We start from the raw sequence: 16,174 nt of genomic DNA on the forward strand, positions 1-16,174 counted from the left end.
CGCATGTCGTCGGGGTTGCGGCGGGTCTTGCGGGCCATGTACGCGTTGAGCATCCGCGGGATGATCGGGACGTAGCGGCCGAGCCGGAAGATCTTCGCGTTGTTTTCGAACGCGGACTCCTGGGTCGTGGGCGCCTCGGGCGGAGGGCCACCGCAGACGAACGCAACGCCCAGGAGGCGGTCGGGGATCCGTGCCGCGCACGCGAGGGCGAACGGGCCCCCGCCGGAGACCCCGATGACTCCGAACCGGTCGATGCCGAGGATCGTCGCGACCTCGGCGACGTCGTCGGCCCAGCTGCTGACCGTGCGACGCGGCGCGAAGTCGGACAGGCCGAACCCGGGCCGGTCCAACGCGATCAGGTGCACGCCGGCTTCCGACGCTGGTTCGTCGGCCAGCATCCCTTCGAGGCGGCTGCCGGGGAAGCCGTGGAAGAGGAAGACCGGGGTCCCATTCGGGTCGCCGTAGTGGGCCGCCCCGATCCCTCGGCCGACCCTGAGCTTGACGACCTGGTCACGGCCCCTTAGCTGCATTGCGCTTCCTCGCCCCAACGTCGTCTCCTGGATGCGTGGTCATGGGGATGCACTGTCACCTAGGATAATCGATCGTTCGATATAAATCAAGTGAGGCTCTTCTACTCATCCGGCTGCCGGCGCGAGATCCCACAACGACACCAAGCCCGCGACTCGCGCCCAGCGGCTACAACCGTTCAACCCTTGCTCCGGACCCTCGAGTGGACGACACCGTCACAGGGGTTCACCGAGTTCGTTTCGTTGAGACGACGGGCTGAGCCTGCCCCTTACTACGACGTGGACACCACTCGTTGAGCTGCATGCGTGTCGGGCAGGTCGTTGGCCGATAGTGACGATGTGCGGGTCGAGGTGGGGGTGAAGTCGGCGGGCCGCGACCATTGGCCGGGCCCGCCGGGGGTGGTGCCGGGGACGTGGACGCTGCTGGAGCTCAAGTCACTCCATGACTCCTCACTTACGGCAAGGCCTCAGCCGTCGGCGCTGGCAATGATTTGGGGCAGCAACTCTTCGGCAAGTGCATCCATCCCGCTTCGTTCGAGGATGGCCACGGCAAACGCCATGTCGAGATTGGGCAGGAATCCGCCATACACCCCCCAGTAGCCTCCGTGGCCGTAGAGGATGCCGCCGGGAACCGGTCGGCCCGCGATGCCAAAACCGATCTGGGCGCCATCATCACTGATGGCTGCGGGCTCGATCATACGATCGAGAGTGTTAATGGACTCGTAGACGCGGTGTTCGAAGAGGGCGCGGAAGAATCCAGCTAGATCCTGCGTCGTAGCTACCAGTCCTCCTCCGCCCCAGAGATCGAACGTGGGATCTGCGTCACAGGTGTCCCGCCCATCGAGGTACTGACATGCCCGGGGCTTCGCTTGCGGCGGAGTCGGTTCGAGCGACTCGAGGTACGTGGATACGAGGCCTAGGTCATCGAAGTGCAGCAGTGAGCGGAGACTTTGGGCGAGGTCAGCCTCCATGACGTTCTCTATCGCAGCGCCGAGCAGCACGTAACCAGTGTCCGAGTAGTGGAACGTCTCACCGGGCGCTCCGACGTCAGAACAGCCGGTGAGCGCGAGATGCACCTGCTCCTCCCGCGTCCATTGGCGCTGTAGATCGGACATGACGAGGTCTACGTAGTTCGTGTCTTCGACGAAGTCGCACAGCCCACTGGTGTGGCTAAGCAGGTGAGAGACGAGGATGCCCTGGCATCTGTCGTCACCCAGGAGGTCGCGCAGCTCTTCGTCGAGGTAGGTACCAATGGGATCGTCGAGGCTCATGTTTCCGAGTTCGCAGAGTCGCAGTACCGACGCAGCGGTGTAGGTCTTCGTGACCGAGGCGATCCGGAAAGTGGCGTCCGGCTCTAGGGCTTCCGCTGTCTCGTGATCCCGCACGCCTGCTGCACCGGACCATGAGCCTCGCGGGCCATCGATGTGTAGGAGCACACCCGGCACCTCCGAATTGGCGGCGAGAAACTTCTCAAGCATCGCTTGGCCCTCTTGCACGGTCCACTCCTCCTCATCGGCCCTTTGAGGGACCGCCGACTCCCTATCGAACGATCGATGATGATCCAGGGTTACCATCTTTAGGCTGTTGCACAAACCCTCTCCGTGAAGGAGACGCTCGCACAGGCGACCGTTAGAAGTTGACGGCGTCCTCACCCTTGAGCGCGAGACGTTGGCGGACCTCGTCGACGGTCGCAACGTCGATCGAGAGTTCACCCAGGATGCGCACGATCTTCTGCACCTGTTCGCCGTTGGTCCTGGCGAGTTCGCCCTTCGAGACGTAGAGGCTGTCCTCGAGCCCGACCCGGACGTTGCCTCCTGCGCAGGCCGCGGTCGTCACCATCGGCATCTGGTGGCGGCCCGCAGCCAGGACGGACCATTCGAACGAGTCGCCGAAGAGACGCTCGGCGGTCGCGCGCAGGTGGATCAGGTGGTCGACCTCTGCCCCCATGCCTCCCAAGATGCCGAACACGAACTGGATGAAGAACGGAGGCGTGATCAACCCGCGCTCAACGAAGTGCGCGACGTTGTAGAGCTGCCCGAGGTCGTAGACCTCCAGCTCGAACCGCGTCCCGTGCACCTCACCGAGCTCTCGCAGGACCCGTTCGATGTCCGTGAAGGTGTTCTTGTAGACGAAGTCGCGGCTGGACTCGAGGTACTGAGCTTCCCAGGAATACTTGAACTCCTTGATGTGGTCTAGCACGGGAAAGATCCCAAAGTTGATCGACCCCATGTTGAGCGACGCCACCTCCGGGCTGAACTTCAACGACGCTGCGAGCCGCTCGTCGAGCGTCATACCCAGCCCGCCACCGGTCGTGATGTTGATGATGGCTCCGGTCCGTTCCTTGATGGCGGGGATGAACTCGCCGAACACGGTCGGGTCGGGGGTGGGGCGCCCATCCTTCGGATCGCGAGCGTGGAGGTGAATGATGGCGGCCCCGGCTTCCACGGCGCCTGCCGCATGCTCGGCGATCTCCTCAGGCGTCACCGGCAGGTACGGCGACATCGTTGGCGTGTGCACGCCGCCGGTGATGGCGCAGGTGACGATCGCTGACTTCGCCATTTGGTGCTCCTTGGTCACGAGTTGGTCAAGGTCTTCGATCGGCGTTCCGGTCGGGGAACATCCGCCAGGAGTCGGAGCACGGCGTCTCGGCGGCGCGAGGCAGCGCTGACGTCCACGTCGACGGTGCTTCCGGCGAACGACGTGGCTGGTTCGCTACGGCGGTCGAGGTGCGGATACAGACGACTCGCAAGCGCGTCGAACAGAGGGACCCCGCCGAGTGCCGCGGTCTCAAACGGCCCTGAACCTGCCCAGCGTCGGGCAAGGCCGTCGCGCACGATGGTGTCGATCGCCGTCGGCGTGGCGACGCCCGCCTCGGCCAACGCCTGCGCCTCGCGCAGCAGCGCGAACTGCAGTCGGTTGATCACGAAACCCTCCGTGTCGTTGATCGCCACAGGTTCCAGGCTGCAGGCGATCACCAGTTCGTTAGCTCGCTGCAGAGCACGCGCGCTCGTCTGGGATGTGGCAACCACCTCCACGACCGGCAGCAGGGTCGGTGGGTTGAGGAAATGCAGGCCGAGCACCTGCGAGGCGTTCGAGAGTCTGCTGGCGATCTCGCCGACCCCGAAGGAAGACGTGTTCGTCGCGACGACCGCGTTCGAATCAGTCTCCTGGGCCAGGCCGAGCTCCGCGACCTTGAGTTCGAGGTCCTCGGGGAGGCAGTCGATGACGATGTCCGCCCCAGTGACCGCCGCGCTCGTGTCGTACATCACCTCGACCTCGACGCCGTCGTCGCGGTCGCGGCGTTCGCGGATGGCCCGACGGATCTCATCCGGATGGTGCCGGCGTGAGGTCGTGGCTCGGACGTGCAGGCCGTGTCCGCTGAAGAGGGCCGCGAGTGCCTGACCCATGAGTCCCGCGCCGAGGATCGTGACGTTCATGGGACCACGCGGTCTTCCGCGCTGACCTCGGTCATGGCGACGCCCAAGCGGTCGATCACCGACTGTACGTCGTCGTCGCTGAACACGGTGGACAGCGCCAGCAGGCCTCTAGGGGCGAAATACACCCCGTTGTTGAGGCTGGCGAGGTGCAAGGGAATCTCGAGTTCCGGAGGCGCCCCCAAGGCCAGGAGCGAGCCGGTCCGCCGAACATCGAGTGGCAGTTCGAGTTCACGGGCCGTGTGCGCTATCGCGTCGGAGATGCGCTCTGCCTGCCGGTGCATGACTTCGATGGCTTCGGGGGTCAGGTGGCGCAAGGCGACAACACCCGCGGCCATCGTTACGGGGTTGCCGTTGAACGTGCCTGAGTTGTGCAGGCGTCCGTTCGCGGGGTCGGTCAGCTCCAAGAGGTCGCCGCGTCCAGCGACCGCGCCGACGGGGAACCCGCCTCCGATGATCTTGCCGAGCGCTGTGAGGTCAGGTGTCACGTCGTAGAGGGACTGTGCTCCGGCGTCGGCCAGCCGTAGTGTGATGATCTCGTCGAGGATGAAAACCGCGCCCGCTGTTCTCGTGGCCTTTGCGACGCTCCGGAGGAACCCCGGCGGCGGGGGCACGATGCCGGCCGCGCCCTGTACGGGCTCGAGCAGGACCGCCGCGATCTCGTGACCCTTCTCGGCGAGGATGGTCTCGAAGGACTCAGCGTCGCCGAAGGTCGCGACGTGCGTCGCGTGGTCGGTGCCGCGCGGACCGCCGAACAGCGGCTCGGTGCGGGTTCCCGCGAACGTGCCGGCCTCGGTGTCCTCGTGTCCCCCGTGGTAGCCGTTGCGAGCCATGAGAATCTTTTGGCGTCCCGTCGCGATCTTCGCGATGTGGATGGCCAGCATGACTGCTTCAGTACCGGAGTTGGTGAAGCGCACCAGTTCCGCCGACGCGATCCGCCTTAGCAGCTCATCCGCGAGCTCGAGTTGGTGGAGGTTGCGACCAGCCCAGGCGGTGCCGTCGGGAACGACACGCTGGACCGTTTCGACCACCGGAGGGAATGCGTTGCCGTGTACGAGGCTGGTGTAGTTCCCCAGGAGGTCGAGGTACTCGTTGTCGTCGGCGTCCCACAACCGATTGCCTTGACCCCGTACGTACGTCAGCTGGTACGGGGGGTGGTGCGACGCGGCCCGAGTGTCGCCCCCCGGCATGAGGGCGCGCGCTCGATCAGCCAACGCTGCGGACTTCGGCGTTCGTTCGACGAAGCGCTCGTGCACCGTCGCCATGGTGCGGACCCCCCCAGCGCCACTGCCGCCCCTCATGCTCGACCTGCACAGCTGGGATTATCGCGCAACCGACGGTACGTCCGGTTCCAACGGCTACCTTGCGTCGATCCACTCACCGACATCGAACGGTTTCTCCCTCTCCGACCTTTGCGCTGACGATGCTATATCGAACGTTCGACAAATGTCAAGTCCGCCGATTGCTGGTGCCCCGCACCCTCGGCAATCAGGGTCCGGCGCCGCACGGGCAGGTCGATGTACGAAGCCTGGTGCTGGTTCCGCTCGACCTTGAAGACGGGGTCACCGTCCTCGGGAACACGTGCGAACGTCACGGCGTGGCGACCAGCAATCGCGACCCGCAACCGGTCCCCCGCCGAGACCAAGCCAAGGGGCCGTGCCGATCGCCCACCGGCTCGCCGATGGCAAGACCACCGACAGCGCCACGTGGGACAGCCTGGTTGCGATGGTCGACTGGACCGACTTCCTCCTACGTCGCCTCAAGTAACCTGAGCCCGTCACTCCGGCGGGACGCCCCCGCATCGGCGACGCGACGAACAGGCAACGAGATGCGCTCCATCGACCCACGCCTCTGGAACGCGGCGGTTGAGCTGTTCGCCTCGAAGGGCTTCGTCGCCACGGGTATCCGCGACATCGCCGACCGAGCCGGCCTGTCCGTGTCGGCCCTCTACTACTACGTGAGCAACAAGGAGGAACTTCTCCTCCAGATCATGCGGGACACCCAGGAACAACTCGTGGCAGCCTGCCGGAGCGTGGCGGAGCGGCTCTCGGCGCCCGAAGAGCAACTCGCCGGACTGACCCAGCTCCACGTCATAGGCCAAGCGCGTTACCGGCTCGAAGCCTCCGTCGTCGACACCGAGATTCGCGCCCTTGGTGCCGAGGGCCGCCAGCAGATGATCCAACTGCGAGACCAGATCGAAGCGCGCTGGACCGACGCGCTCGAACGGGGGCGGACGCAGGGCGTGTTCACCTTCATCAACGCACGCACGACGCGGCTCGCACTTGTCGAGATGTGCAATGGAGTCGCGCACTGGTACTCCCCGGATGGTCAAATGGACCCAGAACAACTCGCGCAGGAGTTCGCAGACCTCGCGTTAGCCATGGTCCGCGCGACTCGCGATGGCGCACCTCTGACCCTTAACGACCTGGACCTCCCGGCGTCAAGCTGGTTCGCGTCCTTGCTCCACGGCGTTGGTGCCCCTGTGCAGGCGAGCGATTAGCCGAGCGGACAGCCGCCTCCCAGGAGTAGCGCGTGACCAACGCGACGCCGCTGCCCGAGGGGCCGTTCAACATCGATTGCTTTCCGGTCTACACCGGCAATCACCCCGACGTCTACGGCCAATCGACGACCACCTTCCGAGCACGTCCCGCACCTCACCGCGCTGGGCCTCCCATCACCAAGCGAGCACCCCGTGCCACGCTCGTCCGTCTCCTTCAGGTTTTCGATGATGCGTCGTCCACCACGTAGCCCACCGACAGCGAGCGGGTGAGTAGCCCCCCGAGAGCCAGGAACGCCAGCGGGAGCAGCCACACCTGCGGATAGGCGGGATGGGTTGCCGGCGCTATTGCAAGCGTCGGCTGTGTAGGTGCTTGCTGCGGCTCATCAGGCGCCACAAGCGGCTCCTCTATGACCGCGTTGCCGCCCTCAGGTTGGACCGTCGGCGCCGGTGTGTCGTCGAAGGTGGGCGCGGACCACTGCCCACTCTCGAACGAAGGACTCGCCACGGCTCCATCGGCTGGCGGATCGATCTCCTCATCGGATTCGACACCGCCGATTCCAGGCTGCGGCGCGCCGAAGTCGCTGTCGATGCGGTATCGGATCTGTGCGGTGATGGGTTCGGCATCGTCGGTTTCTCGGTCGCGGCCGTGGAACGCCACGCGCCACGTCTGCGCCTCTTCGGCCGCCAGTTCGGAGGGGATCACCGCGACCCGGAAGTCGCCGAAGGTCGGCTCAGCGGTCGTCAGCGGCGCTAGGTCGAAGGTAAAGGCCTCGCCGTCGTCGTCCAGCTCCAACATCACGGATCTCGAGCAGTCAACGGGCGGCGCCTCGTTTGGTGGGCCCCCCTGCGCCGGATGCACGAAACTGTCGACGGCGCACGCGATCAGGTCGGCGAGCTCAGGTGACGTCGTTCCCGCATCCGCACCGGCCACCGGCAGTCGGACCGTCCCACCCGTCAACGTCGAGCCGGAGGCCAGCCCGGACAGATCGAGACTGAAATAGGTTCGCGCGGTTTCGCGGCCAGCCGACACGCCCACGTGCAAGGTGTCCTCGGCCTGCGGGCTCTCAGGCACAGCCAGCTCTGGGCAGGGCAGGATGCAGAGCGGCTCGTCCGCTTCGGTCAGGTTGCCCCGATACCACGCCTCGACGGAGGTGCCCACCTCCTCCTCGCCGTCGGCCACAGCAGGCAGTGGCAGCGCCACCAACCACACCGCACCGAGCAACGTCGCGGCAACGCGTGACCCGGGGAACGAGCGTCGAGGAGCCGGCGCTTCGCCGTTGCGACGGCGGTAGACCGGGGCCATGGATCAGCCTTGCGTCGGTGGATGCGGCCCGGAAACTGAGCCGACGGGCTCTGCCGACGCCATGAGGGCGGTGGCCTGTCGGATCACCTGTCCCATGTGGGCGTGTTCTCGAGCGGCAAGGTGGCGGGTGACCTGCACGTTGAGCAGCGCGGCACCGCAGCCGACGAGAGCAAGTCCCGCAAGGCCGCCCGAGGTCGCGTACGGCAACTGCAACGGAACGAGCAGCAGCGCCGCTGAACCTCGCCAACCCAGCAGCAGCATCGCGAAGCCCGCGAGCACCATCGCAGCGCCGATGACGGTCGCCCAGTACGCCGGCTGCCACCGAAGGACGATGTGCACTTCCTTCATCGACGCCATGCCAGCTCCTCGGTACCGGACGGGTCCTCGGGCTCCGTCGCGTCAGCAGCTTCGGGCACCGAGCCGTCATCTGTCTCTGGTGACAACCGGCGGAGGATCTCCAAAAGCTGCTGCGTTTGGCGCTCACGCTGGGCAGCCTCGCGCCGCTTGGCGTGCACATTGAGCATCACCGCTCCGACAATGATCAGGCCAAGACCCGTCAGACCGCCCGATACGAGGTAGGGAAGTTGCAGCGCCACCGAATCGAGGGGCGCCACCCGTCCCCAGGTCATCGCTATCAGCGCGAACCCCGCCGCCGTCACGGCGAGCCCGATGTAGAGCAGGATCGGTGAAGTCGGGCGCATTGCTACACCCCCCTTGATCCGTCCGATCATCATACGGGGTCCCTTCCAGGCGGGCCGTCGCCATGGTTCGCGAGTTCGGCGCCGCCAATGGTGATCGTGTCGTGGATGCGTTCAGCGAGGGTTCGGCTGATACCCGGAACCGTGGCCAGCTCAGCGGTCGTGGCATATCGGATGGCGTCGACGGTGCCGAAGGCGTCAATCAGCGCGGCGCGTCTGGTCGGACCGATACCCGTGATGGCGCCGAGCGCTGCTTCGCCGTTGGCTGCCGGCAGCTGACCGGTCGCGGCGCCGAGGTTTCCGGAGCGTTGGATAGCGGCGACGCTGCCGCCGAGATATGCCTCGATGACCCTCGGATCGCGTTGCACGGCCTCGGGCGTGCCTTCGGCGATCTTGCGCCCGGAGTCCATCGCGACGATGCGTTCGGCGAGGCTCATGATCAGCGGGATGTCGTGCTCGATGATGACCATCGTGAGGTCGAGGTGGCGCTTGATGTCCTCGAGCAGCGCTCCCAGCGCTTCGGTCTCGCGCTGAGCGATGCCTGAGGACGGCTCGTCGAGGAGCAGCAGACGCGGTTGGAGCGCGACGGTGCAAGCCAACTCGGTGATGCGGCGGGTACCGGTGGACAGCTCCGCGATCGTCTTGTTCCGATAGCGCTCCAGCCCGAAGAAGCTGACGAGCTCGCGGGCCCGTTGGGTTCGCTCGCGTTCGCCGCCGGACAGGCCAAGGAGCGAAGCGAAGAACCGGGTTGGCACGACCTTTTCGCAGGCCAGGGTCACCGTGTCCAGTACGGACATGGTGGGGAACAGGGCGGCGTCCTGGAACGATCGGATGATCCCGACGTCGGCGCGGTCCTCTGGCCCCAGGCGGGTGATGTCGATGCCGTCGAACGTCACCTGCCCGTTCTGGATCGCGGTGAACCCGCTGATCAGCTCGAAGGTCGTCGTCTTCCCAGCACCGTTGGGGCCGATCAACCCCACCGTCTCGCCGGCCGCCACCGAGAAGCTGACCCCGTCCACAGCCCTGACGCCGCCGTAGTGGCGGCGGACGTCATCGACACGCAGCAATTCGATGCCGTACGGACCGAGCTGCCCGTTGCCGGCCGCCACCTTGATCGCCGACCCAGCGACGGGGTCGCGTCTCGCGTGGGTGATCGCGATGCCTGCGCCCGCCCCAGGCTGGGCGTCCTCGCCGGCACGAACTGCCTCGACGTCGAGCCCGTCACGACGTGCGAGACGGTCGACGAGCCGGTCGCGGACCGGTTCGATGATCTTGGTGATCCCACCGGGCGCGTAGAGGATCAACAGCAGCCAGCCGAGGCTCGTCGCCGCCAGTCCGGCGGAATCCAGTGGCACGAACGCGGGGATGCCGATGATGTACAGCGCTCCGAGGATCGGGCCGGCGAGCACTCCGATGCCGCCGATCACCGCCATTGCCACGACGTTGATATTTGCGTTGAGCGGGAATGCCTGCGCGCCGAGGCCCGACAGCCCGTGCCCGTAGACCGCGCCGCCGATCCCCGCGACGAACCCCGCAAGCATGAACCCCTGCACCTTCACCCCGGCCGCCCGAACCGTGAAGGCGCGGGCGTTGTCCTCGTTGTCGCGGATAGCAACGAGTTGCCGGCCGATGCCCGACCAGCGAATGTTGCGCGACAGCCAAATCATCGCCAGCAACGCGACGACAGCGACGTAGTAGTAGGCGTGCCCCGAGGTCAACGCATACTCACCGATGATCGGGCGGCCCGGGTCGATCCCGTCGCCCAGCATCCACGGCTGCTGCAACAACCACGCCGGCGTCGCGAGGGCGAACGACAAGGTCGTGACCGTGAGCATCAACCCTCGGATGCGCAACGCTGGCAGTCCGATCACCAGCGACGCGACCGCTGCGGCGAGACCGGCGTAGAGGAACGAGAGGAAGAAGTTGCCGGTGCGTGACGACACCCAGTACGAAATGGTCGCACCGATCGCTGCCAAGGCGAACTGGCCAAGGCTCAACTGCCCACCCAGCCCCGTGATCAACCCGACCGACAACGCGACAATCATGAATGCGATCAACCCGCTCAACGTCACCGACACGCTGTTGTTCACGACCGCCGGCAGGCCCACCAGCACCACGAACCCCACCACGGCGACGATGGTCGGAAGCGCGCGGATCGCCCGCACCTGCGCATATGCCTCCGGCAGCGCCCGCCACGGCTTCACCTCGGCCCATGAACCCTTCTCCTCCTCGCGGCCGCCCACCCGACGCTGTGCCAGCAGCGCGCCGAGGATGATCGTGAACAACGACATCTCCACCAGCCCGCCGCGCGGGTAGTTCCACAGCAACGTCTGCTCGACCACGCCGATGCCCACCCCGGCTGCCAATGCGATCGGCAGGCTGTGCATCCTTGCGATCACCCCCGCTGCCAAGGCGCGCAACAGCAAACCGGGCCCGACCACCTGTCCCGACGCGACCCCCAGCGCCGGGATGTAGAGGATCGCGGTGAACCCCGACACCGCCCCGGCGATCCCCCACGACAGCGACGACATCCGCGAAGAGAAGATTCCCAACAACCGCGCCAGGTCGCCGTCGGCCGCGGCTCCCCGGATCGCCAGCCCGAACCGGCTGCGGGCCAGAAACCACGCCAGCGCCACCACCAACGGCGGCGCGAGCAGCAGCATCCCCGAGTACGCCGGCGTGATCCGCAACGCCCCGATGTCGAACTGCAGTACCCCGGGCGGCTGCGGGAACAACGTGCCTGCATGCGCCTGCTCGTTGACCACTAGCGAGAAGATCACGAGGAACTGGCCGACCCCCAAGGTCGCGACGATGCTCATGAGTCGCGGCGCTTTGCGCAGACGGCGGATCACCACGACCTCAGTCGCCGCCCCGATGCCCCCTGCCAACAGGATCGCCAACGGCAGCATCAGGTAGTAGGGCATCCCGTAGCGGAGCACCACCAGGCCGAACACCGACGCGGCGAATGCGCCCACCTCGCCGTGTGCGAAGTTGATCACCTTGCTCGTGCGGTACACCAGCACCAGCCCGACCGCCAGCAGCCCGTACGTCAGTCCGGTGATCACCCCAAGCATGACCACCGGCAGGGCCAGCTCGAACCCCATGAGCGTCACGCTCACCGACGTGCCCTCCCGTCGGTGGTGCCCTTCGACGCCCCTTCGAGGAAGACTGCGCGGAGCAGGTCGTCGCGTGCGAGCAGATCGGCGGCTTTGCCGTCGAAGCGCATCTCGCCCTGCTCCATGAAGTAGGCGTGGTCGACCAGGGACAGGGCGATGTTGACCGACTGCTCGACGAGGATCACCGCGGTGCCGGTGGCGTTGATCTGACGGACCATGTCCAGCAGTTGCTCGACGATGACCGGGGCGAGGCCCAGCGACAGCTCGTCGATGAGCAGCAGTTGCGGTTTGAGTATCAGCGCCCTCGACAGCCCGAGCATCTGCTGCTCGCCGCCCGACAGCGTGGCGGCGAGCTGGTTGCGTCGTTCCCCCAGCCGGGGGAAGGCGGCGAAGCTCGCGTCGATCGCGGCATCGAGGGCCCTCGGTGACTTGTGCAGCGTGTAGCCGAACAACCGCAAGTTGTCGACCACGCTCATCGGGCCGAACACTGCCCGACCGCCTGGCACCTGGCTGATGCCCAGACGCATGCGACGTTCGGCGTCGAGGTAGGTGATGTCCTGGCCGTGGAAGCGCACGGAGCCAGTGGAGGGCAGACCCAATCCGGAGATGACGCGCAGCAGCGTGGACTTGCCCGCGCCGTTGACACCGAGCAGTGCGACGATCTCCCCGTGGTCGCAGGTGAAGTCGACGTCGAACAACACCTGCAGCTGGCCGTAGGAGAAGTCGATGCCGCGGCACGCCAGCATCGGCAGCTGTCCGCCCGCAGCGGTGATGCGCTGCACCTCGGTCTCTTCGATGACCTCGTCGATCATCCGGTCGAGGTCGGGCATGACCAGCTTCTTCGTCGTGCGGAGCACGAGCGAGCCGACGACCCCGGGGATCAGCAGCGACATGATGGTGCCGGTTACCCCGTAGCGCCTATCGATACCCGCCAAGAAGATGGCGCCGAGCATGCCGCCCACCCCGGCCAAGAACACCCCGGCCAACGCGCCCGCGTGGGGACGCATCCGGGAGGGAATCACCGACAACATCACCACCATCAAGGCGGGCCAGAAGATGGCGATCAGTCCCCACGCTAGTCCGAACAGCCCCACCATGAGCGCGAAGTTCGTTGACAAAGCGGCCGCCGAGATCACCACCACGGCCGCGGCTAACAGCACCGAAACCAGATCGATCAGCCGGCTCGGATCGCGTTGAAACATCCGCTCGCCGCGCTTGGCAAACGCCCATAACACAACCATCTGCACCGCGGAGATGAACGCGAAGAACAGGCCCCGCCCACCGGGCCCGAGGTTCCAACGCTCCTCGAGGAAGAAGAACAAGAACGTCTGGAACGGGATGAGCAGGACCCCGATGATCGCCATCGACGTGAGAATCCGCCGGATTGTTGGGATCATCAACAGGCGGCGGGCGATCTCGAAGAACCCCAGCTCGACGTCGGCCTTGGCCACCGCCTCGTCCGCGCCGTGGTGGCTCAGTACCGTCTGGCGGATCTGGTCGGTGTCCCACCGGCCGAATCCTGGGTCGCGCAACCGCAGGGCGAACAGTGTCGCCACCAGCGATGCGACACCCAGCATCACGAACACCCCCCGCCAGGTGAACGCCAACCAGCCGGCCAACAGCGCCACCGCCAAGGGGCCCACCACGCTGCCTGCCGAGTCGAACGCCTGGTAGTAGGTCAACCCCCGCACCCGCGCCTCGGGCGGGTAGTAGTCCATGATCAACGGTCGGTGCAACGCCGACTGCGCACCCGTCGTCAACCCGTCAAGTACCAAAACAAGCAGCAACCCCCAGATCAGGGTCACATAGCCCGATCCGATCGCCGTGATGCTCATCAACACCGCTGCTGACACCGTCAGCAACGCTCGGCGCGGCGCCTGCGCGAGCGCCGCCATCGGCAATGGACCTACCGTGAGTGCCAACGTCTTGACAGCCAGCGCCACCGCGATCGCGCTCTTCGACACTCCCAGAGCCGCGCTGATATCCGGTGCGAGCACCGCGAATGCGTGGCCGTGAAACGTGTCGATCACCGCCAGCAGACACAATGCCGCCATCGGATACACGCTCAGTCGCTCGCGCTTCAGCGTTTCCCGTAGCGGGGGCACATCCCCCGACGGCAACCCCGATATGCCCAGCTGGGCGCGAGCCTGCTCCCGAAGTTCCTCACGGTCTGCGGTGATCTCATCGACGAGCGCCTCAGCCTCGGCGAACGCCACCCGCTTCGTCGATGACTCGTCACCCCCCGTCTGCACCTGGGCCACCATCAACGACTCCTGACAACTTCGAACTCGACATCCCAGGCGCTCTCGCCGATACGCCGACCCTGCCCGTCGAGCAGCACGATGGTCACCTCATGCAGTTCCCGCCGATCATCTTCCCCCCGCGCCAGCGCCTCGATGACAAGCGACGACTCCGTCGTCACGAAGATGCGCCGACGCTCGAACCATTCTTCATCAGGGCAGCCCCGCGCCGCCACGCAGCCGTCGTCGTCGCGTGCATGCCACTCCAACGGCTCTCCCGGCGGCTGTGGCGCCCGGTCCACGAACACCCCGAAGAAGCCCGCATCCTCCGCGTCCTGCCCCGGCCCCGCAACCTCGAAGTCCTCAACTTCCCACTCGACGGTCACGGGCAGCCTCACCTGTGACCGCTCCTCCGGCGCGGTGATCTGCACCCGGTCGTCCCGGACGAAGTTCAACCCCTCCACCCCGCACGCCGCGAGGGAGAGATCCCCGATCAGGACCACCGTGGCCATGACGGCCCCTCTGGCCTTGAACGATCTCACGTCAACCTCTCCGCCGAGACCAGTCACGATCCCGATGGAGGGGATTCGACAGGCCGGCCGTCGTTCCTCCGCTTCTAGGACATCCGTCCACCACGCCGATGCCGAGATGGCGACCAGCGACCCAAAGCGCCGTGATCGCGACTGTTCGCGACTGTTCGCGCCTTCGAGCGCCAGTCCACAGTTCCCCTCTCGTAAGACGGCGGCTTCCAGGGCTGAGCTAGCGCGCCGGCAGCAAGTCACTCGTGTACTGAAAGCAGGTGCAGTCCTCCACGAACGCCAGGCGCCGGTAGGCGGCGGCGCCGTCGCGGCGCTGGTTCGCGAACGAGGTCCGCGGGGCCACCACGGAGGGGTACGAGTCACCCAGCGCATACAGGCCGGCCATGAGCCCTTCGGCACTCAGCGGCTCGCCGGCACCGCGACCCGCCGCCTGGAGCGAGAAGAACGTTTCACACATCTCCAACGCGAGGTACCGGCCGAACTGACTCGGGAGTTCGATGCCCTCCTGTTCCATCAGATCGATGCACCTCTTGAGGCCCGGGGTCGGCGGGGCATCCCCGACCGGCACGTCGAGCACCGGCGCGTACCCGATGCCGATCGCACCATGGAGCTGGCGTTCCGGGACGTTGGGGATCAGCCCCGCCTGGGGTCCGTTCAACGAGTGCAGGCCGTAGCGCGGTCGGTACTCCTGCGGGTCCGCCTGTCGCATGAACAGCGCTGCCAGGAGGGAAGTCTCCTCCAGGAACAGCACATGTGTCACGCCCCTGGTGTTGAATCGCAGGACGGCATTGCTGAGCTGGGCGGCAACCCCACTGACGTCGCTAACGGCATTCGGCTCGGTGACCTGCACCTCCTCCTCGATCTCGACGCCATGGCGAGCCAACGCCGGCTTGAGGTGCTGCTCCGTGGCTCGGTCGTAATGGCTCGGCTCGTAGCGAACCAACCCCAGCTTCACCTGGTCGACGACACCCGTCGGGCTGAAGAAGTCCTGGTCGGCCAGGTCCTCTGCCAGGGTGCGACTGATCTGGCCAAGGCCCATGGCGGGCACCTCGACCCATAGGGGGAACCGCTCGTACACGGCGGCGTCCATGTTGGTGTGAAACCCGCCTCGCCAGACCGGCACGCCGCGGTCGTTCAGGCATGCTCGGACCGAGTCCCGCGTGAAGTTGGTGTTGACGTGTGCGACGAACACCGGTTCGTCCTCGGTCCAGTAGGTGCACGCGGCCTGGAACTGCTGCTCCCATGTCTGGGCGCTGTTCTCCTCGACCTCGTAGATGACCGGCACGACCTCGCGGCCCGCCACCCCACCAGTCCTGTTCACTTCCTCGACGACGGCGCGCAGGATCTCGCGCTCGTCGCCCTGCTCAAGACCCGTACCCCCGACAGCGTTGTTCGCTGCGCCCGCGTCTTTCGACACCGGAAAACCGATCATGACCTGGGTCGCGGTGAACCCGCGCCCGCTCGCACGGGCGGTTGGAGCCCCAGGATCCGATGGACCCGTCCCAGGGGGAGCCCCGGGGTCGGATGGATCCGTCTCTCCCGAAGGGGCTGGGCCGTCTGGAGCGTCGCCTTGCGCGTCACCGCTTGCCCTTGGGACGTTCACCTGGAGATCTCCGCTGGAACCTGTGCCGTCTCCTGGTGCCCCAGGAGCCGGCCCCAGGCTCAGCTCGTCCTCGCCAGGAGCGACCGTCCCCTGGGCGGCGGGCACCCCAGCTTGTTGTGCCGTGGAGCCACATGCGGAGGCAAGGGCGATCGCCAGGAGAAACGCGAGCCCGCGCAGTCGTGTGGCGAACAGACTCATTGCTGCCCCGCTTGGT

13 protein-coding genes are annotated in these 16,174 nt (G+C 66.4%); 1 reads left to right on the forward strand and 12 read right to left on the reverse strand.

Annotated features, from left to right (window positions below; genetic code table 11):
* The 5 genes from KY469_01345 to KY469_01365 all read right to left on the reverse strand — a co-directional run.
* Positions 1–530 (reverse strand): alpha/beta hydrolase (locus KY469_01345; GenBank protein MBW3661716.1); only part of this gene is annotated, 530 nt, incomplete at its 3' end.
* 464 nt (positions 531–994) lie between these two features.
* Complete coding sequence (locus tag KY469_01350) at positions 995–2,023, reverse strand: beta-lactamase family protein (protein ID MBW3661717.1); 1,029 nt, start codon at positions 2,021–2,023, stop codon at positions 995–997.
* A 133-nt stretch (positions 2,024–2,156) separates the two neighbouring features.
* The gene (locus KY469_01355) at positions 2,157–3,086 is read right to left on the reverse strand and encodes a 3-keto-5-aminohexanoate cleavage protein (protein MBW3661718.1); all 930 of its coding nucleotides are present in this window, start codon (positions 3,084–3,086) and stop codon (positions 2,157–2,159) included.
* Positions 3,087–3,100: 14 nt separating this feature from the next.
* Positions 3,101–3,964 (reverse strand): 3-hydroxyacyl-CoA dehydrogenase family protein, encoded by an 864-nt coding sequence (locus KY469_01360; GenBank protein MBW3661719.1) that lies wholly within the window; start codon positions 3,962–3,964, stop codon positions 3,101–3,103.
* A complete protein-coding gene (locus tag KY469_01365) occupies positions 3,961–5,226 on the reverse strand; it encodes an aminotransferase class III-fold pyridoxal phosphate-dependent enzyme (GenBank protein ID MBW3661720.1) in 1,266 nt (421 codons plus the stop codon). The genes KY469_01360 and KY469_01365 overlap by 4 nt, the downstream gene beginning before the upstream one ends.
* 563 nt (positions 5,227–5,789) lie before the next feature.
* Between KY469_01365 and KY469_01370 the strand changes: the two genes are divergently transcribed.
* The gene (locus tag KY469_01370) at positions 5,790–6,461 is read left to right on the forward strand and encodes a TetR/AcrR family transcriptional regulator (GenBank protein ID MBW3661721.1); all 672 of its coding nucleotides are present in this window, start codon (positions 5,790–5,792) and stop codon (positions 6,459–6,461) included.
* A gap of 214 nt (positions 6,462–6,675) precedes the next feature.
* Here the strand turns inward: KY469_01370 and KY469_01375 are convergent, their stop codons facing one another.
* The 7 genes from KY469_01375 to KY469_01405 all read right to left on the reverse strand — a co-directional run bounded on the left by KY469_01375 (position 6,676) and on the right by KY469_01405 (position 15,774).
* A complete protein-coding gene (locus KY469_01375; GenBank protein MBW3661722.1) occupies positions 6,676–7,662 on the reverse strand; it encodes a hypothetical protein in 987 nt (328 codons plus the stop codon).
* A 105-nt stretch (positions 7,663–7,767) separates the two neighbouring features.
* Positions 7,768–8,121, reverse strand: a complete 354-nt coding sequence (locus KY469_01380; protein ID MBW3661723.1) for a hypothetical protein — start codon at positions 8,119–8,121, stop codon at positions 7,768–7,770.
* Positions 8,109–8,498, reverse strand: a complete 390-nt coding sequence (locus tag KY469_01385; GenBank protein MBW3661724.1) for a hypothetical protein — start codon at positions 8,496–8,498, stop codon at positions 8,109–8,111. Before KY469_01385 ends, KY469_01380 begins: the two co-directional genes overlap by 13 nt.
* The gene (locus tag KY469_01390; protein ID MBW3661725.1) at positions 8,495–11,581 is read right to left on the reverse strand and encodes an ATP-binding cassette domain-containing protein; all 3,087 of its coding nucleotides are present in this window, start codon (positions 11,579–11,581) and stop codon (positions 8,495–8,497) included. The genes KY469_01385 and KY469_01390 overlap by 4 nt, the downstream gene beginning before the upstream one ends.
* Positions 11,578–13,842, reverse strand: a complete 2,265-nt coding sequence (locus KY469_01395; protein ID MBW3661726.1) for an MFS transporter — start codon at positions 13,840–13,842, stop codon at positions 11,578–11,580. Before KY469_01395 ends, KY469_01390 begins: the two co-directional genes overlap by 4 nt.
* The gene (locus tag KY469_01400) at positions 13,842–14,387 is read right to left on the reverse strand and encodes a hypothetical protein (protein MBW3661727.1); all 546 of its coding nucleotides are present in this window, start codon (positions 14,385–14,387) and stop codon (positions 13,842–13,844) included. Before KY469_01400 ends, KY469_01395 begins: the two co-directional genes overlap by 1 nt.
* Before the next feature lie 190 nt (positions 14,388–14,577).
* Positions 14,578–15,774: an ABC transporter substrate-binding protein gene (locus tag KY469_01405; GenBank protein ID MBW3661728.1), complete on the reverse strand. Its 1,197-nt coding sequence runs from the start codon at positions 15,772–15,774 to the stop codon at positions 14,578–14,580.
* Positions 15,775–16,174 lie beyond the last annotated feature (400 nt).

The organism is Actinomycetota bacterium (assembly GCA_019347575.1).
Taxonomy (GTDB): Bacteria; Actinomycetota; Nitriliruptoria; order Nitriliruptorales; family Nitriliruptoraceae; genus JAHWKY01.

Bases quoted from the DNA above. Each gene is read 5' to 3' on its own strand.
- KY469_01355 (MBW3661718.1), bottom strand. From the start codon at position 3,086: ATGGCGAAGTCAGCGATCGTCACCTGCGCCATCACCGGCGGCGTGCAC.
- KY469_01360 (MBW3661719.1), bottom strand. From the start codon at position 3,964: ATGAACGTCACGATCCTCGGCGCGGGACTCATGGGTCAGGCACTCGCG.
- KY469_01365 (MBW3661720.1), bottom strand. From the start codon at position 5,226: ATGGCGACGGTGCACGAGCGCTTCGTCGAACGAACGCCGAAGTCCGCA.
- KY469_01370 (MBW3661721.1), top strand. From the start codon at position 5,790: ATGCGCTCCATCGACCCACGCCTCTGGAACGCGGCGGTTGAGCTGTTC.
- KY469_01380 (MBW3661723.1), bottom strand. From the start codon at position 8,121: ATGGCGTCGATGAAGGAAGTGCACATCGTCCTTCGGTGGCAGCCGGCG.
- KY469_01385 (MBW3661724.1), bottom strand. From the start codon at position 8,498: ATGATGATCGGACGGATCAAGGGGGGTGTAGCAATGCGCCCGACTTCA.
- KY469_01395 (MBW3661726.1), bottom strand. From the start codon at position 13,842: ATGGTGGCCCAGGTGCAGACGGGGGGTGACGAGTCATCGACGAAGCGG.